This window comes from Roseobacter sp. N2S (assembly GCF_031454055.1).
In the GTDB taxonomy this organism is placed as follows: Bacteria; Pseudomonadota; Alphaproteobacteria; order Rhodobacterales; family Rhodobacteraceae; genus Amylibacter.
Genome location: NZ_JAVDQB010000001.1, coordinates 992,741 through 1,014,689 on the forward strand (window position 1 = coordinate 992,741; position 21,949 = coordinate 1,014,689).

Annotated in this window: 23 protein-coding genes; 14 read left to right on the top strand and 9 right to left on the bottom strand. The window is 56.6% G+C overall.

All coding sequences use genetic code 11. The features are described from left to right. Positions 1–88: 88 nt before the first annotated feature. Positions 89–355, bottom strand: coding sequence for a hypothetical protein (locus GGE09_RS04915; protein WP_309744422.1), 267 nt, complete (start codon positions 353–355; stop codon positions 89–91). A gap of 160 nt (positions 356–515) precedes the next feature. On the opposite strand from GGE09_RS04915, the gene GGE09_RS04920 reads away from it, so the two are divergent. Then, positions 516–1,094, top strand: coding sequence for a TetR/AcrR family transcriptional regulator (locus GGE09_RS04920; protein WP_309744423.1), 579 nt, complete (start codon positions 516–518; stop codon positions 1,092–1,094). 10 nt (positions 1,095–1,104) lie between these two features. Here GGE09_RS04920 and GGE09_RS04925 read toward each other — a convergent pair whose 3' ends face one another. Genes GGE09_RS04925 through GGE09_RS04935 form a run of 3 tightly spaced genes read right to left on the bottom strand, consistent with a single transcriptional unit; the run spans position 1,105 to position 4,699 of the window. Further along, positions 1,105–2,448, bottom strand: coding sequence for an insulinase family protein (locus tag GGE09_RS04925; RefSeq protein ID WP_309744425.1), 1,344 nt, complete (start codon positions 2,446–2,448; stop codon positions 1,105–1,107). A gap of 1 nt (position 2,449) precedes the next feature. Further along, positions 2,450–3,733 carry an insulinase family protein gene (locus GGE09_RS04930; RefSeq protein WP_309744427.1) on the bottom strand — a complete coding sequence of 428 codons (1,284 nt, stop codon included), beginning with the start codon at positions 3,731–3,733 and terminating at the stop codon, positions 2,450–2,452. A gap of 39 nt (positions 3,734–3,772) precedes the next feature. Continuing rightward, entirely contained in the window at positions 3,773–4,699 is a 927-nt protein-coding gene (locus GGE09_RS04935; RefSeq protein WP_309744429.1) for an adenylate/guanylate cyclase domain-containing protein, read from the bottom strand. Positions 4,700–4,905: 206 nt separating this feature from the next. On the opposite strand from GGE09_RS04935, the gene GGE09_RS04940 reads away from it, so the two are divergent. The 3 genes from GGE09_RS04940 to GGE09_RS04950 are packed head-to-tail and all read left to right on the top strand — an operon-like array spanning position 4,906 to position 6,119. Further along, a complete protein-coding gene (locus GGE09_RS04940) occupies positions 4,906–5,112 on the top strand; it encodes a hypothetical protein (protein WP_309744431.1) in 207 nt (68 codons plus the stop codon). After that, a complete protein-coding gene (locus GGE09_RS04945; protein ID WP_309744433.1) occupies positions 5,113–5,427 on the top strand; it encodes a YbjQ family protein in 315 nt (104 codons plus the stop codon). Continuing rightward, complete coding sequence (locus tag GGE09_RS04950; RefSeq protein ID WP_309744435.1) at positions 5,424–6,119, top strand: SDR family NAD(P)-dependent oxidoreductase; 696 nt, start codon at positions 5,424–5,426, stop codon at positions 6,117–6,119. Before GGE09_RS04945 ends, GGE09_RS04950 begins: the two co-directional genes overlap by 4 nt. A 71-nt stretch (positions 6,120–6,190) precedes the next feature. Here the strand turns inward: GGE09_RS04950 and glyA are convergent, their stop codons facing one another. Further along, on the bottom strand, positions 6,191–7,483 hold the full coding sequence (gene glyA, locus GGE09_RS04955) for a serine hydroxymethyltransferase (protein ID WP_309744437.1): 1,293 nt from the start codon (positions 7,481–7,483) through the stop codon (positions 6,191–6,193). Positions 7,484–7,812: 329 nt separating this feature from the next. On the opposite strand from glyA, the gene GGE09_RS04960 reads away from it, so the two are divergent. Beyond that, entirely contained in the window at positions 7,813–8,577 is a 765-nt protein-coding gene (locus GGE09_RS04960) for an NAD kinase (protein ID WP_309744439.1), read from the top strand. 67 nt (positions 8,578–8,644) lie between these two features. Here the strand turns inward: GGE09_RS04960 and GGE09_RS04965 are convergent, their stop codons facing one another. Both GGE09_RS04965 and GGE09_RS04970 read right to left on the bottom strand, forming a co-directional pair. Continuing rightward, the gene (locus GGE09_RS04965; protein ID WP_309744440.1) at positions 8,645–9,031 is read right to left on the bottom strand and encodes a Lin0512 family protein; all 387 of its coding nucleotides are present in this window, start codon (positions 9,029–9,031) and stop codon (positions 8,645–8,647) included. Continuing rightward, positions 9,028–9,375: a Lin0512 family protein gene (locus tag GGE09_RS04970; RefSeq protein WP_309744442.1), complete on the bottom strand. Its 348-nt coding sequence runs from the start codon at positions 9,373–9,375 to the stop codon at positions 9,028–9,030. The genes GGE09_RS04965 and GGE09_RS04970 overlap by 4 nt, the downstream gene beginning before the upstream one ends. A 130-nt stretch (positions 9,376–9,505) precedes the next feature. Here GGE09_RS04970 and GGE09_RS04975 point away from each other — a divergent pair, with 130 nt between their 5' ends. Genes GGE09_RS04975 through GGE09_RS04990 form a run of 4 tightly spaced genes read left to right on the top strand, consistent with a single transcriptional unit; the run spans position 9,506 to position 14,950 of the window. Further along, positions 9,506–10,576, top strand: a complete 1,071-nt coding sequence (locus GGE09_RS04975) for an AI-2E family transporter (RefSeq protein WP_309744445.1) — start codon at positions 9,506–9,508, stop codon at positions 10,574–10,576. Beyond that, positions 10,569–11,243, top strand: a complete 675-nt coding sequence (locus GGE09_RS04980) for a chromosomal replication initiator DnaA (protein WP_309744447.1) — start codon at positions 10,569–10,571, stop codon at positions 11,241–11,243. Before GGE09_RS04975 ends, GGE09_RS04980 begins: the two co-directional genes overlap by 8 nt. Continuing rightward, a complete protein-coding gene (locus tag GGE09_RS04985; protein WP_309744449.1) occupies positions 11,243–13,459 on the top strand; it encodes an RNA degradosome polyphosphate kinase in 2,217 nt (738 codons plus the stop codon). Before GGE09_RS04980 ends, GGE09_RS04985 begins: the two co-directional genes overlap by 1 nt. Positions 13,460–13,474: 15 nt before the next feature. Then, entirely contained in the window at positions 13,475–14,950 is a 1,476-nt protein-coding gene (locus tag GGE09_RS04990) for a Ppx/GppA family phosphatase (protein WP_309744451.1), read from the top strand. A 4-nt stretch (positions 14,951–14,954) separates the two neighbouring features. On the opposite strand, the gene GGE09_RS04995 is transcribed toward GGE09_RS04990, so the two are convergent. Then, a complete protein-coding gene (locus GGE09_RS04995; RefSeq protein WP_309744453.1) occupies positions 14,955–15,620 on the bottom strand; it encodes a YafY family protein in 666 nt (221 codons plus the stop codon). 99 nt (positions 15,621–15,719) lie between these two features. Here GGE09_RS04995 and GGE09_RS05000 point away from each other — a divergent pair, with 99 nt between their 5' ends. Beyond that, a complete protein-coding gene (locus tag GGE09_RS05000) occupies positions 15,720–16,577 on the top strand; it encodes a DMT family transporter (protein ID WP_309744455.1) in 858 nt (285 codons plus the stop codon). A gap of 1 nt (position 16,578) precedes the next feature. Here GGE09_RS05000 and GGE09_RS05005 read toward each other — a convergent pair whose 3' ends face one another. Beyond that, positions 16,579–17,838, bottom strand: coding sequence for a patatin-like phospholipase family protein (locus GGE09_RS05005; RefSeq protein WP_309744458.1), 1,260 nt, complete (start codon positions 17,836–17,838; stop codon positions 16,579–16,581). Between the two features lie 182 nt (positions 17,839–18,020). Between GGE09_RS05005 and proS the strand changes: the two genes are divergently transcribed. The 4 genes from proS to GGE09_RS05025 all read left to right on the top strand — a co-directional run bounded on the left by proS (position 18,021) and on the right by GGE09_RS05025 (position 21,910). Beyond that, on the top strand, positions 18,021–19,358 hold the full coding sequence (proS, locus tag GGE09_RS05010; protein ID WP_309744459.1) for a proline--tRNA ligase: 1,338 nt from the start codon (positions 18,021–18,023) through the stop codon (positions 19,356–19,358). 13 nt (positions 19,359–19,371) lie between these two features. After that, entirely contained in the window at positions 19,372–19,869 is a 498-nt protein-coding gene (locus tag GGE09_RS05015) for a DUF2937 family protein (protein ID WP_309744461.1), read from the top strand. Beyond that, the gene (locus GGE09_RS05020) at positions 19,866–21,149 is read left to right on the top strand and encodes a lipoprotein-releasing ABC transporter permease subunit (RefSeq protein WP_309744463.1); all 1,284 of its coding nucleotides are present in this window, start codon (positions 19,866–19,868) and stop codon (positions 21,147–21,149) included. Before GGE09_RS05015 ends, GGE09_RS05020 begins: the two co-directional genes overlap by 4 nt. Positions 21,150–21,232: 83 nt before the next feature. Further along, complete coding sequence (locus GGE09_RS05025) at positions 21,233–21,910, top strand: ABC transporter ATP-binding protein (protein ID WP_309744465.1); 678 nt, start codon at positions 21,233–21,235, stop codon at positions 21,908–21,910. The last annotated feature ends 39 nt before the right edge of the window (positions 21,911–21,949 follow it).

The window sequence follows — 21,949 nt, forward strand, 5'->3', positions numbered from 1 at the left end:
CCTTTGCAATGCGGGGGAACTACGGAGGCTCGGGCCATGTGTTATCCCAAGGCTGCAAAGGGTGCAATCCGATCTGGGCAGCCCGTGGCTAATTGGCTGTATTCCGTTGCAATTGCTGTGCGCGGGCGCGCAGGGCGCGGGCGCGGGCGGCCAGTTGATCTGCCTCGATCTGGTTTTGGCGGGCATCGTCCTGCACGCCTTGGCCCGCTGCTGCCAGTTCAGCCGTCACCGCAAGGTCCGGCCAGTCACTGCCGCTGGCATCTGAACTGGCAGGGTATTGATATTCGGGGCGGTTGGATTTGATCGAACAGGCCGCCAAAGCCATCGCGGTGGTCAAGACAAGGATCAGGCGCATGGGGCGGCTCCGCAGGTGTAGGGTCGCCCAAGTCTATTCAAATGCGGCGTGCAGGGCAATGGGGCGGCGTATTGGGTTTGCAAAGGGGTTGCAATTAAATGGTCGTTCATTTCTGTTGGGGACAGGGATACAGTGGCAGTAGCAAAACGAGATAATCAGCATGGCACGCACATCGGGTTCTAGTTCGGAAAAGACGCGGCCTTTGGTGCGGGCAGCAGCGTTGAAACTGTTTGCACGCCACGGGTTTGCAGCCGTGTCCATGCGCCAGATCGCAGCCGAGGTAGGGGTGCAGGCGGGCGCGCTGTATCGCTATACGCCTGACAAACAAAGCCTGCTGTTCGAATTGATGCAGATGCACATGGAAGACCTGTTGCAGGCATGGGCGCAGGTGGATGCGGGGGGGGCTCCGCTAGAGCAACTGGACCGTTTCGTGCGGTTTCACATCTTGCACCATCTTGATCGGGTGGACGCGGTGTTTATCGCCTATATGGAGCTGCGCAATCTGACTGAACCGAATTTTGCCGAGATTGAAGGCATGCGGGCCACCTATGAAAAGGTACTAGAGGATATTCTGGTGTCTTGTGGCGGCGCGGGACTCGGGGATGCCAAGCTGACCACACTGGCTGTGCTGGCCATGCTGACCGGTGTTAACACATGGTACCGCGAGGGCGGTCGCCTTGATCGTGAAGCTGTGGTGCAAACCTATGTGGCGATGGTGCGTCGCGTGGTTGGCGAATAGGGGACGGCTGTTAATCCTGTTCGGCTTGCAACTGTTCCAGACAGTGGCGCAGCGGCTGTGTCAGCGCCAATTCGCAATAGCCAGCCTGTTTTTGCAGTTCTTCCGGTGGCAAACTGCCCCCGATAAGCAGAACCAGATAGTCGGAAAATGGCGGTAGGCTGGCTGCGGCCTGTTGGGTTGCGGTTTCCAAAGTGCTTTTGACCAAAGCGTTGAACAGCGGGATTTTCACCTCGCCAGTGGTGCCATCCGGATATTGAGACAGAAACTGGTTGGCGGACCAAGCGGGATTGGTTGCAAACTGGTATTCGTACCCCCGCAACAAGCGGCGTTTGTTGTTGGTAAAGCCCTGCGCGCCCACATCCCCGTCGCGGGTGCGGGTGTAAATATCCTGCATGGTTTTCAGAATTTGCGGCCAGTCATTGGCCGAGACCGTAGCGCTGAGCGACAGCAGGGCTTGATCGCGGGCGGTGTGTTCAAAGGCCGTTGACGGATCATAGGCTGCGCGCATTTCCTGACGGATGATGCGGAACATTTCAGACCCTTGGTAAGCGCCCATGTAATCCAGCAGCAAATTGGCGGATATCTGGTGGTCTGCATCCCCAAACAACGAATGGTGAACGGCAAGGATCAGGGTTTCATGCCCGTCAGGATCAGGTGCAAAGATAATGCCTTTAGGCAGGTCGATTGGGCGATCCGGCCTGTTCGTCACGGGTAAAGGCGCATTGCGTAGGGGCAGGTGATCCACTGCGGATTGGATCAGTGGTGCAGTGTCCCGTTCCGGCGTGCGAATGACGATCTGGCGCGGCATGCCAAAGGTAAAACTGGCGTCCGTTGTCTCCACCCCGTCCGAGGCCACAGGAAACCGGACATAATCCGACAACACATTGATCACATGGGACGGGCGGCGGTTTTTGGTGACTTTTACAGGAGCAAGATTCAAAGACTGACGTTTGTACCATTGGCGCGAAAATTCGGGGTTACGCAGCAGGGCATTCAGATGGGTCAGGGCCATTGGAAAGACGGCATGGGGCGCGGTCAATGTTAACAGCAGGTCATTGTTCTGGGTGGAAATCCCTAGTGAGATGCCGTTCACCTCGCGGTAGGTTTCGGCGTCAAAGGGTGACATGTCAGGCGTGCCGCCGCTGATCGCAGTGGACAGGCCCGCGTTTAATGCGACGATCCGGTTCATGGCGAAATCGGAAATGCCCCAGACAAAGGTAATCGCAGACAGGCCGTTGCGCAGCGGGTTCAGTTGCGCGACCTTCGGGTCTTGGCTTGCGGCAATCAGCTCTGCCCTTGCGCTAAAGGGCAGGGTCACAAGCAGTGTCAGGATCAAAAGGCGTTTGAAAAACATATCAGTCTTCCTTTGTTGCAAAAATGGAAGACGTGGCGGCAGGGGCAATCAGTGAGGTCAGAAAATCAATCACCTCGGCGTCGCTGGTGTCTTTGATCAATTGCGCAAATGTGCCAGGCGATATGGGCGGCAAGCCGTCAGAGCCGACGTTTTCCAGAAACGCCAGAAAATCATCTGTCCGCCGCGCCGCTGATATTGCATGGGCCGCGTTGCGTTTGCGGGCGGTTTCGATTTCAGCGTGATCGGGCGGGGTGTCGAGCAAACCCGCGATGGTGGTTTCAAATTCGGCCAGCGCCGCGTCAAAACTGACCCCCGGCATCGGCACCAGAAAAGACGTCATTTCCATATCGCCGTTTTTGGCCAGATAGAAACTGGTGCTGATGGATTGAAAGTTTGCGCTGTTAAAAATCAATTGCTCGCGGATGCGGCTTTCAAAGATCGACACGCCGATAAAGAACTCTCCTTGCAGGTCTATGCTGGTGTCTTCTACGGGGTATTCAATAAATTTCGTGTAAACCAACGTGTCATCATACAGACGATTAGAGGACAAGGCTTCTACGGTGTTCAGCTTTGGATCGGGCTTTTCATCCAGCCACCATTTGGCGGGGGGCGTGGTTTTTACTGTGTCGCCAAAATATTCCTTCACCTTTTCCGCCGCAAGTTCGGGGGTGATTTTTCCCGAAATGATGATCATGATATTTGACGCGACATAATGTTCTGCGTGAAAGGCCAGCGCGGATTCCAGACTGAGTTTGGGCACATCAGCGATTATGTCATTAGCGCGACCACGGGTTGATCCGTAAAGGTTCTCCAAGGCTTTGCGCCGCAACCATCGGGTCGGAAACTGGCGTTCGCGCAGATAGGTTTCCCGCTCGACAATCTTCTTTTCGCTTTTCAGAAAATCCTCGGGCAGTTTTGGCGTGTCCAGCAGGGCACGGGACAGTTTCATCAGGCGGTCGATTTCATTAGGTGTGCCTGAATTGGTGTAAATCGTCGCCACTTGGGTGGTTTTTGCAAAGAGATCCCGCTCGCGCGGTTGGCGCAGCACATAGGTGTCGGCGGAAAACGCCGCCAGATGTTCCAGAAAATGCGCCGTGCCTGATGGCACCGGATCGTCATAGCTGCCCGACAGCACCAGAAGCTGTACATCCAAGCGGTTGAACTGTTCTCGCGGCACAACATAGGCCGAATGCAGCCCGCCGATATCCGTAAGGGGGATCACCTCCTGTGCCGCGGCACCAAGGGGAAACAGAGTCAGGAAGGCGGCAGCAATGAAACGGATCAATTGGGCGTCCTTTGGTTGGAAATTCAACAGGAAACAGCCCTAGGCAGGTTTGAACAGGGCCGCATGGTGTAATTGGCAGGTGATAGACAAGGCGTCTTCGGCGTCAGGGTGTTTCGTGGGTGACAGGGTGCAGGTTCCCGGCAGGGCCATGGTTTCACGGCGCAACAGAATAGGCAATTGCCCGTCCATACACACATAGGTCCCGTTAGAGCTGATGTCGCGTAAATAGGCGTGATCCTTGCGCATTTCGATCACAATGTGCTGACGAGACACCCATTGGCGCGGCAAAACCAGATCGCAACTGTCTGCCCGACCTATGGTGACACCTTTGTCCTGCGTGCAATGGGCGATGATGCCTTCAAAGCCGATCAGAGCCGACATTTGATCACCCCCGTCATGGGCGGGCAGGGGGAAATTGGTCACGGGGGCCGCGCCAAAGGATACATGTGTGTTGCTTTCCACATTCACACCCGCATAGCGGTAGATATGTTCGGCCTTGGCCTTGCCGCGGATTTTGCGGCTGTCAAAGAAATGCAGCTCGTTTTTGGTTTTCGGGGTGATCGCCTTGAATATACTGCGGCTGCACAGACCCTCTTTGGGGTTGGCCAGACTGGCCAGCCGCGCTGCCACATTCACACAATCGCCAAACACATCGTCCCGCGTGCGGATCGCAGGGCCGAAATCCAGCCCGATATGCACTGATAACGCGCCGTCTTTGGTGCGGGCCAGCATATCTTTGACGGTGGCAAAGGCGTTCTGCGGGTCATCAAACGTACACAGCACATCATCGCCGCGCGAATGGATAAAGTCGCCGCCATGTTCACGGATCACCTGCTGCAAAATGCGCAGGCAGGCGTCAATCTGGCTGCGTGCCTCTAGATTGCCGACCTGATCGTATAACGCCGTGCTGCCCGAAATATCCGCGCAGATGACAGCAACGATCACTTCTGATTGCTCGTTTGGCATTAAAATCAAGTCCTTGGGTCAATGTGTGGGCAGTCAGTACCCTGTCGTGAATATGCGGGACGATAGGCAAAACCGGACGCGCGTGCAAGAAGCTGACGGGGGAAACCTGTGCAATCGCGCCTGTTTCCTTTTCGCAAAGACCAGCTAAACTTGGCCCATTGGCGCAGGACTGCGTCGAATGGCCTTGGCACAAAGGAGAGCGGATCGTGAAACTTGATACTCTGGCGTTGGTTTGTGTGTGCCTGGCAGCAGGACTTTGGCTGTTGTTGATGGTTTTGGGCCTGTTAAGCGCAGGCCCGCTTGGATTTCTGGCGCTTATCCCGCTGCTGGTTGTGGGGTATTTCGGGGGCAGTGTGGTCTCCCAGCGGCTTAACAATAAAGAAGACGATTATTATGACAAAGTGGAGAAATAAATGCTGGTGGTGACAACAGATACAGTTGCAAACCGCGAGATCGAGCAGGTTCTGGGACTGGCCAAAGGCAATGTGATCCGCGCCAAACACATCGGCTCGGATATTATCGCATCCCTGCGCAATCTGGTCGGCGGCGAGGTGCATGAATACACCCAACTGATGGCTGCCGCGCGGGAACAGGCGCTGGATCGCATGATCGAGGATGCGCGCAAAATGGGTGCAAACGCTATTCTGGGTGCGCGATTCACCACCGCAACCATCGCGCAGGGCGGGGCGGAAATTCTGGCTTTTGGTACTGCGGTACGCTTGAAATGAAACGCACCGTTCTGGTGACGGGTGGCGCGCGCGGGATCGGGCGTGCCATTGCTTTGGCCTTTGCGGCAGATCACAATGTCGCCGTTGTCTGGAACACAACACCGCCGCGCGAAATGCCTGCGTCGGTTTTGGGGATACAGGCAGATTTGACACAAACCGGTCAATGCAGAGCGGTGCTAGATCAGGTTATCAATCGGTTTGGCGGTTTGGATGTGGTTGTAAATAACGCAGGGTTGATCCGAATGTCGCCGAAAGAGGTTTTTGATCGCGCAGATCAGCAAGCGATATTGGATGTGAACCTTTTGGTGCCTGCCGATTTGCTGGCAGCGGCACTACCCCATTTGAAGTGCGGGGCGGCAATTGTGAATATCTCGTCGATCAATGCCGTGCTGCCCCCGCGCGAGGCGGCTTTGTACGGGGCAAGCAAGGCCGCGTTGAACCTTTGGACCAAAGCTATGGCCAAGGAGCTGGGGCCAAAAGGCATTCGCGTGAATGCGGTGGCCCCCGGTGCAATCAATACCCCAGAAGAGCCCCGTTCCGCCGAATTGACAGCAGCTTTTGTAAAGGACACCCCTTTAGGCCGTATTGGCCGTCCAGAGGATATCGCGCAAGCTGTGCGGTTTCTTGCCAGTGAAGATGCCGGATTTATCACCGGCGAGGTTTTGACGGTTTCCGGCGGCTACCGCCTGTAAATCAACACATTTAAACCAAAAAAGCCGCCCGATGGGGCGGCTTTCTGTGTGTCTTGGGGGCGATGAAACCCTTACAAATCGTCGTAGATCGGGAAGCGTTTGCACAGATCAGCAACTTTGGCGCGCACTGCGGTTTCGATCTCGGCGTTGCCCTCTTCGCCATTGGCGGCCAGACCGTCCACGACTTCGATGATCATATCACCGATTTCACGGAATTCGGCTTCACCAAAGCCCCGCGTTGTGCCCGCAGGTGTGCCCAGACGAATGCCTGACGTTACTGTTGGTTTTTCAGGGTCAAACGGGATGCCGTTTTTATTGGTGGTGATATGGGCGCGGCCCAAAGCCTTGTCGGTGATGTTGCCCGTCACGCCTTTGGGGCGCAAATCCACCAGCATCACATGGGTGTCCGTGCCCCCTGTGACGATATCAAGCCCGCCTTTCATCAACTGATCGGCCAGTGCTTTGGCATTAGCCACAACTTGCTTTTGGTAGGCTTTGAATTCGGGGCGCAGCGCCTCGCCAAAGGCGACGGCTTTGCCAGCGATCACATGCATCAACGGGCCGCCCTGAATACCCGGGAAAATCGCCGAATTGACCTTTTTAGCGATGGTTTCATCGTTGGTCAGGATCATCCCGCCGCGCGGGCCACGCAGGGTTTTATGGGTGGTTGTTGTGGCTACATGGGCGTGGGGGAACGGTGAGGGGTGCTCTCCCGCTGCAACCAAACCCGCGAAATGGGCCATGTCCACCATCAGATACGCGCCAACACTGTCGGCAATATCGCGCATTTTACCAAAGTCGATCTGGCGTGGAATGGCTGAACCACCAGCGATGATCATTTTGGGCTGATGTTCAGAGGCCAGTTCCTGCACTTGGTCATAATCCAGCAGATTGTCTTGCTGGCGCACACCGTATTGAATCGCGTTAAACCATTTGCCAGACTGGTTGGGCTTGGCGCCGTGGGTCAGGTGCCCGCCTGCGTCCAGCGACATGCCCAAAATGGTGTCACCCGGTTGCAGCAGTGCCTGAAACACCCCTTGGTTGGCTTGCGAGCCGGAATTGGGTTGCACATTGGCAAAGTCACAGTCGAACAATTGCTTGGCGCGATCAATGGCAAGGTTTTCGGCCACGTCCACATATTGGCACCCGCCATAATAGCGACGACCCGGATACCCTTCGGCGTATTTATTGGTCATGATCGACCCTTGCGCCTGCATCACGGCCTTGGAAACGATGTTTTCGGATGCAATCAGCTCGATCTCGTCGCGCTGACGGCCAAGCTCGTTGGTGATAGAGTTGAACAGCTCTGGATCACGTGTCGAAAGGTCTTCGGTGAAAAATCCTGCGTCGCGGGCGGTTGTCATGGGTTCTGATCCTCTGTTGGTCTTGCCGATGCGGAACGGGTAGGCTACGCCGCTAGGTCAGGCTGATCCAGATGCGACGTGTCACTGCGCTTTGCGGACGCAAGTAGGGGGAATCGGCGTGAATGAAAAGGCGCATTCTGTCGCGCAATAGTCGTTTTTCGACTTTTTGCGCTTGAACGCACAAACTTCGCGCAAAGACGACACTGACAATGCGCAGGGGCGAAGTTTGACAGGGGCGGGGGCGAGGTTTGGCAGAAGGCAGGGGTTTTCCGCTTGCGCAGGGTCCGGCACAACGTGAAAGTGGCCACAGAGTAATCGGGACGCGGTGCATGAAGTATAAAAAGATTTGTTTTCTGGCGAGCCATGTGGAAACCGCCCAAGACGCCCGCGCAGGACTGGTGCAGCGCTATGGAGATGTGCCGCCTGTGCAGGCGGATTTGATTGTGGCCTTGGGGGGCGACGGGTTCATGCTGTCGGTGTTGCACCAGACCCAAGGTCTGCGTGCGCCTGTTTACGGAATGAACAGGGGCACGGTCGGTTTTTTGATGAACACTTTTGCGCCCGAAGGACTGACCGACCGTCTGGCCGAATCAGAAGAGGCGATTATTCACCCGCTGCGCATGCGTGCCCATTGTGTGGACGGCTCAGAAATTGAGGCTTTGGCCATAAACGAGGTGTCTTTGTTGCGGCAGGGGCCACAAGCGGCAAAGCTGCGGATTTTGGTGGATGGCAAAGAGCGCCTGCCCGAATTGGTTTGCGACGGGGCGCTGTTGGCAACCCCTGCGGGGTCCACCGCGTATAACTATTCCGCCCACGGGCCGATTTTACCGATTGGGGCTGAACTTTTGGCCCTGACCGCCATGGCCGCCTTTCGCCCGCGTCGCTGGCGCGGGGCCTTGTTGCCGATGAAGGCAAAGGTGCGGTTTGAGGTGTTAGAGGCGGAAAAACGCCCTGTGCAGGCGGTGGCAGATGGCAATGAGGCCCGCACAGTTGAATGGGTGGAAATCGCAATCGCGCCTGAAATTTCCCACCGTTTACTGTTCGATCCGGGCCACGGGCTGGAGGAGCGGTTGATCCGCGAGCAGTTTGTTTGAGAGCTGCGTGCTGCGTGAAGGGACTTAAATGCGCTCCGCGCGGGGGATATTTAGCAAACAAAAAGCCCTATGGGTTTGAGAGTTTCCAGCGGGTTTGGTCGATGGGATAAAAAGCCTCAATCGCGGCGGTGGCGATGACGCTGGCGGTTGAGCCATCTGGTGACGGTATGTTCTGGCCGCCTTTGGTGGCGGTCACAGTGGCCTTGCCACGGGGGAGTTCGGCGGCGATGCGGTCTGTGTCCAGTTGGTCAGGTTCTTGAACGCCGATGGTGACTTGGACGCTCATTTCCTGATGGTCCAGCCCGAGTTCTGTGAACAAGGTCAGCGAAGAATGGCGGATGGCGTCATTCACCGCGCGAATGGCGGCTTTGGTGTAATCCTTGCCATAAAGATCGGTGCCGATGCCTGTTTCAAGGATGATGCGGCTGTTCTGTTTTGTGCTGGCCTGTGTCATGCTGGCTCCATATCAAAAGACACCACGATCGCTGCGTTGGCGATGACGGTGATGCCGGACCCGTCCGGTTTGGCAATGTCCAGCCCACCGTGAGAGGCGGTAATGCTGATCTGCCCGTAAGGAAACATGTCCTTCAGCGCCGCTGTGTCCACTTGATCGGGGTGCTGCACGGCGATATCCACATCCACAAGCATGGCCTCTTTGGGAAATCCAAAGGCAGGGGCCACGGTCAGCGAATTGCGCCACAGCGCGTTTTGAACCGCACGTCGGGCAGCGGCGGTGTAATCCGCACGGCGCAGCGAGGTTCCGTGACCGATTTCTAGTGCAACACGGGTTTTGGGCATGGCGTGGCCTTTGATTGTGATAGCGCAGGCCTAGCCTGTGTGATTAGCCTTATGCAAGGCCTGTAGGGGGCGAATTGTTTTTGTTACACTGCTACGATAGAACAAGAACTTGGAATTTGGTGGAGCTTTCATGGCGTTAAGTGCAAATGAGCAGGTGCGGTACTGGAGCATTGGACTGGTGGTATTGCTGCTGGTGATGTGGTCCTTGGGCAATGTTTTGCTGCCGTTTATCACAGGCATGTCCATTGCTTATTTCCTGGACCCTGTCGCGGACCGGCTGGAACGGGCTGGTGCGTCGCGCACTGTGGCGACGACGACCATTACTTTGGTGGCGGTCATGGTGATTCTGTTGCTGGTGATTGTGCTGGGGCCGTTATTGGTGAAACAGACGGCGGCTTTTGTTGTGGCGATGCCTGACTATGTGACGCAGCTTCAGACCTTTATGTCCGAGCGGTTTCCTGACGCCTTTAATGAAGGCTCTGCTGTGCGGCAGGGACTTGGGTCTTTGGTGGAATTCATTCGCTCTAAGGGTGGGGAACTGGCGAATGCGGTTCTGGCCTCGGCCTTTACCATTGTGGATGTGGCGGTGTTTATTGTCGTCGCACCGGTTGTGGCATTTTACATGCTGCTGGACTGGGACCGGATGGTGGCAACGATTGATACCTGGGTGCCACGGGATCATCTGGAAACCGTGCGCTATCTGGCACGGCAGGTTGATAATGTACTGGCGGGATTTGTGCGCGGGCAGTTGACGGTCTGCGCCATTCTGGGCACGTTTTACGCAGTGGCCCTGATGTTGGTGGGGCTGCAATTCGGCTTGATCGTCGGGCTGATTGCGGGGTTGTTGACCTTTATTCCCTATGTGGGCTCGGTGATTGGCGGGGTTCTGTCGATTGGTCTGGCCCTGTTTCAATTCTGGGACCAGCCGGTCTGGATTGCTGCGGTTCTGGTAATTTTTGTGATCGGCCAGATGCTTGAGGGTAATTTCCTGACGCCCAAGCTGGTGGGGCGATCGGTTGGTTTGCATCCGGTCTGGTTGATGTTCGCGCTTTCGGCCTTTGGCAGTTTTATGGGATTCACCGGTATGTTGATTGCCGTCCCCGTGGCGGCCAGTCTGGGCGTGTTCTTTCGCTTTGGCGTCGGGCAATATCTGCACGGGCGGCTGTACAAAGGCCTGACGGAGCATGAAACCGATGGCTGAGCAACTTATCTTTGACCTGCCTGTGGTAACCGCCTTTGGGCGTGATGATTTCTTTACCTCGCCTGCCAATAGTCTAGCCGTAGCCGCTATTGAAGGCTGGCGGGACTGGCCACTGGGTAAGCTGGTATTGGTCGGGCCAGAGGGTGCGGGAAAATCCCATCTGGCGCGGATCTGGGCAGATATTGTGGGCGCCAAAGTGGTGCAGGCAAAGGATGTGCGCGATGCAGCCGCTTTGGGGCAAGGGCCGCTGTGCGTGGAAAATCTGGATGCGGTGGCAGGGGATCGCGGGCAGCAGGATGCCCTGTTCCATCTGCACAATCTGATGGCGCAGGCGGGCTATCCGTTGCTGATGACGGGGCAGGGCGTGCCGCGCAGTTGGGGCATCACCCTGCCGGATCTGGCCAGCCGCATAGAAGGCAGCCAATTGGTTCAACTGGGCGCCCCTGACGATATGCTATTGGCCGCCGTTTTGCTGAAACTCTGCGCGGACAGGCAACTGCTGATGGAACCCGAATTGGTTGATATGATCCTGCGCCGCGTTGAACGCTCGTTCGCGGGTATCCGCGCGCTGGTCACAGAATTGGACCGTGTGTCGTTGCAACGCAAACGACCCGTTGGCCCACGAATGGTAAGTGAAACTTTAAGACGATTAGAGGAGACACCCTAATGGATGGCAATCTGCCGGACCTAGGTGAAGACCGTGGTGTACAGTCGGATTTTCTGCACAACTCCGCGCCCGCATCGATTGAAATGCCCGAATTGGATCAGGCCAGCACGGACCGATTTTTCAACCGCGAATTAAGCTGGTTACAGTTCAACTGGCGGGTTCTGGAAGAGGCGCAAAACCCGCGTCTGCCCCTGTTGGAACGGGTGCGGATGTTGTCGATTTCCGGCACCAATCTGGATGAATTCTATTCGGTCCGCGTGGCAGGCTTGCGCGAATTGGAACGCAACGGTATCGAAACGCCAGCACTGGACGGGCGCACGCCGCAGGTGCAACTGGTTGCCATCGACGCCGAGGCCCGCTTGTTGATGCAAAAACAGCAAGATTGCTGGGTTGATCTGATTGCAGAGATGGAAAAGGTCGGCATTGATATTCTGGTGCGCTCGGAATTGAACGAGGCAGATAGAATTTACCTGAAACAGGTGTTTGTGGATCAGATTTTCCCGATCCTGACACCGCTTGCTATTGATCCAGCCCATCCGTTTCCGTTTATTCCGAACACGGGGCTGACACTGGCGTTGCAAATGAAGCGCAAGCGGGACAAACGGGTTTTGCAATCCTTGCTGCCGATCCCGGCGCAGGTTCAACGGTTTATCCCGCTTCCAGATGGCGAAGCTGGCACCCAACGTTTGATCATGCTCGAAGAGGTTCTGCTGGAATTTCTTGATCAACTGTTTCCGGGATATACGGTGGACGGGCATTGTTCCTTCCGCTTGCTGCGCGACAGCGATCTGGAGCTTGAAGACGAAGCCGAAGACCTGCTGCGCGAGTTTGAAACTGCACTGAAACGGCGGCGTCGCGGTGAAGTCATTCGCATGACCATTTCCGCTGGTGCCCCACCGCCGCTGCGCGATGTGATTTTGGGGGCGCTGGGCCTGAAAAGCGATGAAACCATCGAGGTGAACGGCCTGCTTGGGGTGTCTGATCTGGGGGCGTTGATTTTGGACAGTCGCAAGGATTTGCAATGGTCTGAATTCAAACCCCGCGTTCCCGAACGGGTGCAGGATTTCGACGGGGATATTTTTGCAGCGATCCGCCAAAAAGACATGCTGCTGCATCACCCCTATGAAACCTTTGATATTGTTGTGGAATTCCTACGTCAAGCCGCCCGTGACCCTGCGGTTGTGGCGATTAAACAGACGCTATACCGCACATCGAACGAAAGCTCGATCGTTGAAGCTTTGTGCGAGGCGGCCGAAGAAGGCAAATCCGTCACCGCTTTGGTGGAACTGAAAGCCCGTTTCGACGAAGCGGCAAACATCCGTCAGTCCCGCCGTCTGGAACGGGCTGGGGCGCATGTGGTTTACGGCTTTCTGGATCTGAAAACCCACGCAAAACTGAGCACTGTGGTGCGGCGCGAGGGTGCGGAACTGGTCACCTACACCCACTTTGGCACTGGCAATTATCACCCGATCACAGCGCGGTTTTATACCGATCTGTCGTTCTTTACCTGTGACAAACAACTGGGCCATGACGCTACAAAAGTGTTCAATTTCATTTCTGGCTATGTGGAACCCGAAGGGCTGGAACGGCTGTCTGTGTCACCTATGTACCTGAAGCGCGATCTGCTGGCGATGATCAACAACGAGGCCGAATGCGTCAAAGAGGGTAAGCCCGGAATGATCTGGGCCAAGATGAACGCGCTGATCGACGGTGATGTGATTGACGCGCTGTATGCAGCGGGGCAGGCGGGCGTTAAGATTGATCTGGTGGTACGCGGCATTTGCGGTTTACGCCCTGGTATCAAAGGCTTGTCCGATAATATCCGCGTCAAATCCATCGTTGGCCGCTTTCTGGAACACTCGCGAATTGTGTGTTTTGGCAACGGTTTCGGCCTGCCGGATCGTCGCGCACGGGTGTTTATGTCCTCGGCAGACTGGATGGGGCGCAACCTGGTGCGACGGGTGGAATCACTGGTGGAAATCACCAATAAAACCGTCCATGCCCAAATCCTCAGCCAGATTATGGCGGCGAATATGGCGGATCAGGTGAACTCTTGGGTGCTGCAACCCGACGGGCGCTATATTCGGGAACAGGATGAAGACGGCGAAAAACGGTTCAATTGCCATCGCTTCTTTATGGAAAATCCGTCATTGTCAGGGCGTGGGTCTGTGGGGGCGAAAGATGTGCCTAAACTGACCCATAGTGATGAAGGATAAGGCAAAGGGGACAGGGTGAAGATCACAACCAAATTTGCGGCAATGGAACGGGTCGGCGTGATCGACGTGGGCTCGAACTCGGTGCGGATGGTGGTTTTTGACGGCGCGGCCCGCTCACCTGCGTATTTCTACAATGAAAAAGTCATGTGCGGGCTGGGGCGAGGGATTGCCGAATCAGGCCGCCTGAACCCTGAAGGCCGCGTGCGGGCCTTGGACGCAATGATCCGGTTTGCCGCCATCGCCGAGAGTTTTCGTGTCCAGTCCATGACCGCCGTGGCCACCGCCGCCGTACGCGAGGCCGAAGATGGCCCTGCCTTTTGCGCCGAGGTTCTGGAAAAAACCGGCATCACCGTGTCAGTTGCCAGCGGCGTAGACGAAGCCCGCCTGTCTGCCCAAGGGGTGTTACTGGGCTGGCCCGAAGCTAACGGGCTGGTCAGTGACATTGGCGGCGCGTCGATGGAACTTGCGGAACTGTCCCAAGGCACCATCGGGGAACGTCTGACATCGTCGCTTGCCCCGTTACGTTTGGCAGGGGTAAAGGGCGATCTGGACGCCCATATCCGCACCACGTTGATTGAGTTGCGCAAACAATTGTCAGGGTCGTATTCGACGCTGTATCTTGTGGGCGGATCGTACCGCGCGATTGCAAAACTCGATATGGCGCGGCGGGATTATCCGTTGCAGGTGCTGCATGAATATAATCTGGGCCGCGACCAACTGAGCGAAACGCTGGACTGGATCGAAGGGGCGTCCATGGATGAATTCCGCGCCCTGTCCAGCACCAGCGAGGCGCGTCTGACGCTGGTTCCCACGGCCGCCCGTGTGCTGCGCCATCTGGTGGATGTGTTCGATCCCAAAGTCGCCGCGATTTCAAGCTACGGCCTGCGCGAGGGTCTGCTTTACGAACAAATGCCCGAAGAATTACGCGCCCGCGATCCGCTGATAGAGGCCTGCATGTTCAGCGAGCGCACCTCGGCGCGGTTTCCGGGGTTTGGCTTTGAATTGGCCCAGTGGATTTTGCCCCTGCTGCCCGATCCTGACCGTTGGGAGCGGATCACACTTGCCGCCGCGCTGTTGCACGATGTCAGCTGGCGCTCCGACCCCAGTTCCCGCGCTGAGGAGTGTTTTGACAACGCCTCGCGCGGTAATCTGGGCGGGCTTGATCATTCGGGCCGCGTGCTGTTGGCCATGGCCCTGTTGCACCGCTATCGCAAAAGCGGCAAGCTGGATCGCTATAAGGCGTTGCGTCCGTTGTTGAACGATGAACAACATTTGGGTGCTCAAGTGATCGGGCAGGCCATGCGTCTGGGGGCGTCTTTGGCGGGGGGCGATGCCAGCGTGTTGCGTCGCGCCAAACTGGTTCTGACAGACGGTTTGCTTGACCTGCAACTGCCCGCAGATGTGGTGCGGTTCGGGGGCGAGATTGTGTCAACGCGATTGGCTGAACTGGCTGAATCCATGGGGCGTGACAGCCGCGTAACCCATATCTGAGTAATCACAGGTTTTGTGCGTGGCGGGCGGCCCAAGTTGCGCGCAAATCTTTGGATCGGCCTGAAAAGCTGCCGCAGGCTGTGGACTGTGTTTGCAGTCTGTCCGCCCTGAAGTGTCTGAAATCACCGCGTAATTCACACCAGGCAGGCAGCACGATGGATTCGGCATAATAGATAATCGACAGGGGCAGGATCACCCGCTCGGTGACAGCATTGTCGCTGTCCAGATAGGTGATGTGCAGTTTTTCTTCGTCCCGAATGGCACGGCGGATGGCGGAAAGGTCAACGTGCTGCGGGCTGTCCGCCCCCCAAGTGGAAGAAAACAGAGTCTCGCTAAGCGGGGTGGCTTGAGCGATTTTTGCCGCAGCCCGTGCCGCCGCCCGCCCCAGCGATTTATCACCAGTGCGTGCAATCATCGACAGGCCGACAGTGATGGCCTCGGCTTCTTCTACGTCGAAATTCAACGGCGGCAGATCAAATCCCGCCCGCATGATATAGCCGACCCCAGCCGCGCCCTCTATCGGGACCCGCATGGATTGTAACGTGGCAACATCGCGGTAAATCGTGCGGGGCGTGACCTCTAATACGCCTGCCAGATGCTGTGCGGTCAAAGGCTGTTTTGCCGAGCGCAGCAACTGGATGATTTCAAACATGCGGCTGGAACGGGCCATGGCATCCTCGTGTCTTTTTCTTTTGGTAGCACATCACTGCTGACAGATACATGTCAGCAGCCTGTTGCTAGATGACACAAAAGCAAAAAGGCGTGCAGCATGGATCGACAGTATACATTCGGGGTGGTTTTGGTGGCGGTCTCTGCGCTGATCTGGTCAAGCGCGGGGATATTTACCCGCGGCGTCGATGCTGATGCGTGGAGCGTGATTTTCTGGCGCGGGATTGCGGCCACAGGGTTCACGCTGGTCTATCTGCTGCTGCGCGGCACCTTGCGGCGGGACTGGCAGCAGATGCGCGGGCCTGCGTGGCTGGCAACCGCGTTGATGGCATCGGGCACGGCGGCGTTTATTCCTGCTTTCAAATTGTCGAGCGTGGCAAACGTGGCGCTGATTTGGGCCAGTGCGCCCTTTGTTACTGCGGGCTTGGCCTGGCTTTTACTGTGCGAACGCCCGTCAAAGCGGGTGGTTATCGCCAGTCTGGTTACAGCGGCAGGCGTTGGCATTGTGGCGGGGGGCAGCGTGCAAGGCGGCGGTGTTTCTGGTGATCTGCTGGCGTTCTGGATGACGCTGATGATGGCGAGTTCATTTATTATCTACCGGCGCTGGCCGGAAACGCCTGCGGCCTTGCCAGCGGCGCTTTCTTCGGCGGTGCTGGTCCCGACCGCCGCCCTGTTTTCCGACCCAAGCCATGTGATCATCATTGAACGCTGGATATTGGTGGCATTCGGCGCGGTTTTTGCTGCCGCATCGGTTTTGATGCTGGAAGGCGCGCGCCGTATTCCCGCCGCCGAGGTGGCCTTGATCGGCGCTTTGGAAACCCCTCTGGCCCCCGCGCTGGCGCTGATGATCCTGTCAGAATTTCCGCCCACGACAACCCTGTTCGGTGGTGCGGTTATTCTGGGGGCTGTGATTTGGGCGCAGGTCAGCGGGGTGCGACAGACCCCGAAGCGGCGCTGAATTATTGTTTTTCGGCCTGTTGCAAGACCAAGGCTTCGGCTGCAATCGCCGCTTCGCCTTCGCGTTTATCTTTTTCGAACAGGCTTTCCAAACGCCGCCCCCAACTGTTGGGATTCTCGCCCATTGTCCTGCCCACGGCGAACAACCGTGACATATAGCCGGTTTCAAACAGTTCTTTGGGTTTGTCGGTGAATTTTGCAGGCATAATCAGCGCCCGCAGGGAAAACCCGTCGCGTCGCGCAAGGGCGGCTATGCGCAGCAGGTCACCGGTGCTTTGGCTTTTCACCAGCGTAGAAAGCGTGCGTTCGCCGATATCACGCAGGCCGGTTTTTTGTGGCTGATAAACAGGGTTTATCAGATTGTTGTGGATCACCCAGACGCGGTTGTCACGATGGCTAAGCCCGGCTTGTGCCAGGTATTTGCGGACAGGCAGTTCTGGCGCATAGGTAAAGATTTCCTGCGTCAGCCCGCCATCTGCGTGCAGTTCGGTAAACTCTTCGCTTCCGTCAGTGACGTTAAAACGAACAGGCGTGAACAGGATCGGAATAGAGGCAGAGGCAAGGATTACATCGCGCACCAGATCGCGGGCTTCAGGCGTGCGATAGCTGGCGATTTCCGTGACGTTCCAGATCACAGGGCGTTCCGCGTCCATGTTTGTAGTGCCAATCAACAGCAGGCGGCCACGGTCATATTGTACCGCCAGTTCGTCGATCATTTCATCCGTCAGTTCATTTGCGATGACTTGCTGCATGGGGGCTGTGGAATACAGCGATCCGCCGTTGATCAGCCCTGACAGAAAGCGTTTGCGCACAAGCTGTCTGGTGGATGTGGTGGTGTAGACCCGTTTCAGATTTACATCGTATTTTGGCCCTAAGAACGCAAATGGCGCGATCAGCGATCCTGTGGAAATACCTGTCACGATGTCAAATTCCGGCCGCGTCCCCGATTGGGTCCAGCCGTTCAGCACTCCAGCGCCAAAGGCTCCGTTCTGGCCGCCCCCAGACAGGGCAAGAATGTTCAGCCCGTCGCCCTGTTTGCGCACCGCGCGCAGGCGATCTGCAAAGGTTGCAACCTCATCGTCAAGGCTGCTCGGGGCTTCATCCCCGAAATAGCGCACATCTGGGAAACCGATGGGGTGCATGGCGGCATGGCTGGCTTGAGGCGGGGCGTATTGATCGCGGTCAATGCCCGCGCAGGCCGCTAATACAAAAGCCGCACATACACAGGCGGACAGACCGATGAATCGCGTTGTGAACCCCATAAAATCCTCAAGAAAATTGATTATAATAAGGCAAAGTCTATTTGCCACCGACCTGTCTGGCAATGATTCAATTCTGGGTAGCTGTTGTTGGGGCTGTTGTCGGGCCTCGGCTGTTTGCACATGTTGCACCCCAAAGCAGTTTGGCCTAGAGCATAAGCCAAATAGAAGTTGGAGCCGACCCCATGCGCATGTCCCGTTATTTCCTGCCTGTGTTGAAAGAAGACCCTGCCGAGGCTGCAATTGTCAGCCACCGTCTGATGCTGCGGGCGGGGATGATCAAACAATCAAGCGCGGGGATTTATTCCTGGCTGCCGATGGGCTTTAAGGTTCTGCGCAAGATTGAAAACATTGTGCATGAAGAACAGGCCAAAGCGGGCCATATGCCCATGCTGATGCCAACAATCCAATCTGCGGATCTGTGGAAAGAATCCGGCCGTTATGATGACTACGGCGAAGAAATGTTGCGGATCAAAGACCGTCATGACCGCGATATGTTGTTCACGCCCACGGCTGAAGAACTGATCACAGACATCTTCCGCGCCCATGTGAACAGCTACAAAGACCTGCCGCTGACCATGTATCAGATCCAGTGGAAATTCCGCGACGAACGCCGCCCCCGTTTCGGGGTGATGCGGGGCCGTGAATTTCTGATGAAGGACGGTTATAACTTTGACCTGACCAAAGAAGACGCGCTGCACGCCTATAACCGTCATCTGGTCAGCTACCTGCGCACCTATGAACGCATGGGATTGCAAGCCATCCCGATGCGCGCGGATTCCGGCCCGATTGGCGGCGATGACACGCACGAGTTTCTGGTGCTGGCGGAAACTGGTGAATCCGAGGTGTTCTACGACAGTGCCGTTACGGACCTGACCTTTGGTGATCGTGAAATCGACTTTGACGACGTGGCGCAATGTCAGGCGATCATGGAAGAGTTCACTACAAAATACGCCCGCACCGATGAAACCCACGACGAGGCTTTGTTTAACGAAGTCCCCGAAGAGCGCCGCAAAACCGCGCGGGGCATCGAAGTGGGGCAGATTTTCTACTTTGGCACCAAGTATTCCGACGCGATGAATGCCAAGGTCCAAGGACCGGACGGCAAACCCGTCGCGGTGCATATGGGCAGCCATGGCATCGGCGTGTCCCGACTGCTCGGCGCGATTATCGAAGCCAACCACGACGACAAAGGCATCATCTGGCCCGAAGGCGTGACGCCGTATCATGTGGGCATCGTTAACCTGAAACAGGGCGACGCAGAAGCTGATGGTGCCTGCGAAACCCTTTACAAAGAATTTACCGCCGCTGGTTTGGAACCGCTTTATGATGACCGCAATGAACGGGCAGGCGGCAAATTCGCAACAATGGATTTGATCGGATTGCCTTGGCGTATTACAGTAGGCCCCAGAGGTTTGAAAAATGGTGTTGTCGAACTCACCTCGCGTAAGACGGGGGAAAGCATCGAGATGACACCGGCAGAGGCAGTGGCACGGGTAAAGGACATTTACGCGGGCGCTTAACACAGGCGGTCCCATGGGGCAGATACTTAACTTGGGCGGCGGGGCAATCCTATTGGTGGCCGCGTCGCAATTCCCTGAATACTCGCAGCAATATGTGCAGCGTCTGGGCGGTGCGGTCGATGAATTGCGCCTTGTGGCCGGCGATTTTGACAAAAGCGCACAACGGGTGGGACTGACCCGCCAACAGGCGCTGGAGTCTATGACTGGCAATGCGTTTCAAAAGGCACGTCAAGACGACATGATCCGCACTTTCACGCGGCTAGATCGCCTGGAAGCCGACCTTGTGGCGCTGAATGATGCGGGGCCGTTCAACCGTCTGGCCAATGTGGCCCGGCTGTCGGATCAGGGTATCGCGGCCCGTGCATGGCAGGATTTCCGCCCTGCGGTGCCTTTGACCATCGACGGATTTTTATTCGCGATGGGTGGATTTTTCGCAGGTTTTGGCCTGTTTCGTGGTTTGGGCGCGGTGTTTTCCCGCCGTAGACGCCCAATTGCAAAGGTAAACGCATGAGCACGACAGCCCCCTTCGCCCGTTTTGAATGGATGATCGCCTGGCGCTATCTGCGGGCCAAACGCCGTGAAGGCGGCGTGTCTGTGATGACGTGGATTTCCCTGATCGGCATCACGCTGGCGGTATTTGCGCTGATCGCAACCATGGCCGTGCGCAGTGGCTTTCGCACTGAATTCACCAATACAATTCTGGGCGCGAATGCCCATGCGACGGTCTATGTCTCCCCCCATCTGGACGATGAAAACCGCACCGTGCGCACGTTTTCCGATTTTGACCCCATCGCAGAAGCCCTGCGCGGCGTAGAGGGCGTGACCCGCGTGGCCCCGATTGTGAAGGGGCAAGTCATGGCCTCGGTCAACGGGCGCAACACTGGAGTAGAGGTGTTTGGCGAACGGTTTGCCGATATTAAGACCATTCCTTTGGTGGTGAGCCCCGAAACACAGCTGGGTAATCTTGAGAATTTCAACAAAGGCGTGGCCATCGGCATCGGCATCGCACGGGAGTTGGATTTGGCGCTGGGTGATAAGATCACACTGATTTCACCCAACGGCATCAAGACCGCTTTTGGCACCAGCCCACGGGTAAGCGCCTATGAAGTGGTCTATATTTTCGGGGTGGGGCGCTATGATATCGACCGCACCCGCGTCTATATGCCGATGTCCGAAGCCCAGTTGTATTTCAACCGCGAGGACGTGGTGGATGAATTTGAAATTCAGGTGGATGATCCTGACAATGTGCAAAGCCTGATCGACCCGTTAACCCTGGCGGCGGGGCCGAACACTTTGGTCTGGACGTGGAAAAACGCCAGTGGCGGTTTTTTGCGGGCCTTGGAAATGGAGGATAATATCATGTTTATCATCCTGTCCATTCTGGTGCTGATCGCGTCAATGAATATTGTGTCTGGCCTGATTATGCTGGTGAAAAACAAGGGCCGCGATGTGGGAATTCTGCGCACGATGGGCCTGACGCAAGGATCAATCCTGCGGGTGTTCTTTATCTGCGGCGCGTCAATCGGGGTGGTCGGGACCATCCTTGGCGTGATCCTTGGATGTTTGTTTTCCATCTATATCGACCCGATTTTCAACTTTGTGAACCTGATTGCAGGGGGCGGTGTGTGGGATCCTTCGGTGCGGATGCTGTCCAGCCTGCCTGCGGAATTGCAAATGGGCGATGTCGTCAGCGCGGTTGTTCTGTCGCTGGGGCTGGCCTTTGGCGCCACCTATTTCCCTGCGCGCCGCGCTGCCCGCATGAACCCTGTAGAGGCGTTGCGTTATGAATAAGACGATCCCCCAGAACGGCCGTCAATCTGCCGCCAAAACCTATGTTGGCAAACATGTTTGCCTTTACGTAGAGGCGTTGCGTTATGAATAAAGCCCTAAAACTGACTGGCATTACCAAAGGGTATAACCTTGGCAAACCCACCGAAGTGCGCGTGCTGAATGGCGTGGATTTTGAAATGGCAACGGGCGAGGTCGTCGCGTTGGTTGCCCCGTCAGGGGCGGGGAAATCGACGTTGCTGCATATCGCAGGGCTGTTGGATACGCCTGATACGGGGCAGGTTGAAATCGGCGGAACGGTGGTCGGTGGCGGGGATCGCGCCCGCACACGGTTGCGCCGTCAGGACGTGGGATTTGTCTATCAGTTCCACCACCTGTTGCAGGAGTTTACCGGCCTTGAAAACGTGGTCCTGCCGCAACTGGCCAATGGGGTGCCCAAGTGTGCCGCGCAAAGCTATGCGCAGGAATTGCTGGACAAAGTGGGCCTGAAGGACCGCGCCAATCATCGCCCCGGAGAATTGTCAGGCGGCGAGCAGCAGCGGGTCGCCTTTTGTCGGGCCTTGGCCAACAAACCACGGATTTTGCTGGCAGATGAACCCACAGGCAACCTTGACCCCGGAACATCAGACACTGTGTTTGCCGCTTTGATGGATCTGGTGCGCGCATCCGGAATGTCTGCGTTAATTGCGACGCATAATCTGGAACTGGCCGCGCGTATGGATCGGATGGTCCGGCTGGAAGCGGGCGTTTTTGTACCCGTCTAGACCGTTGCCACGCGCCTGAGTTTGCGAATTGCCACATAA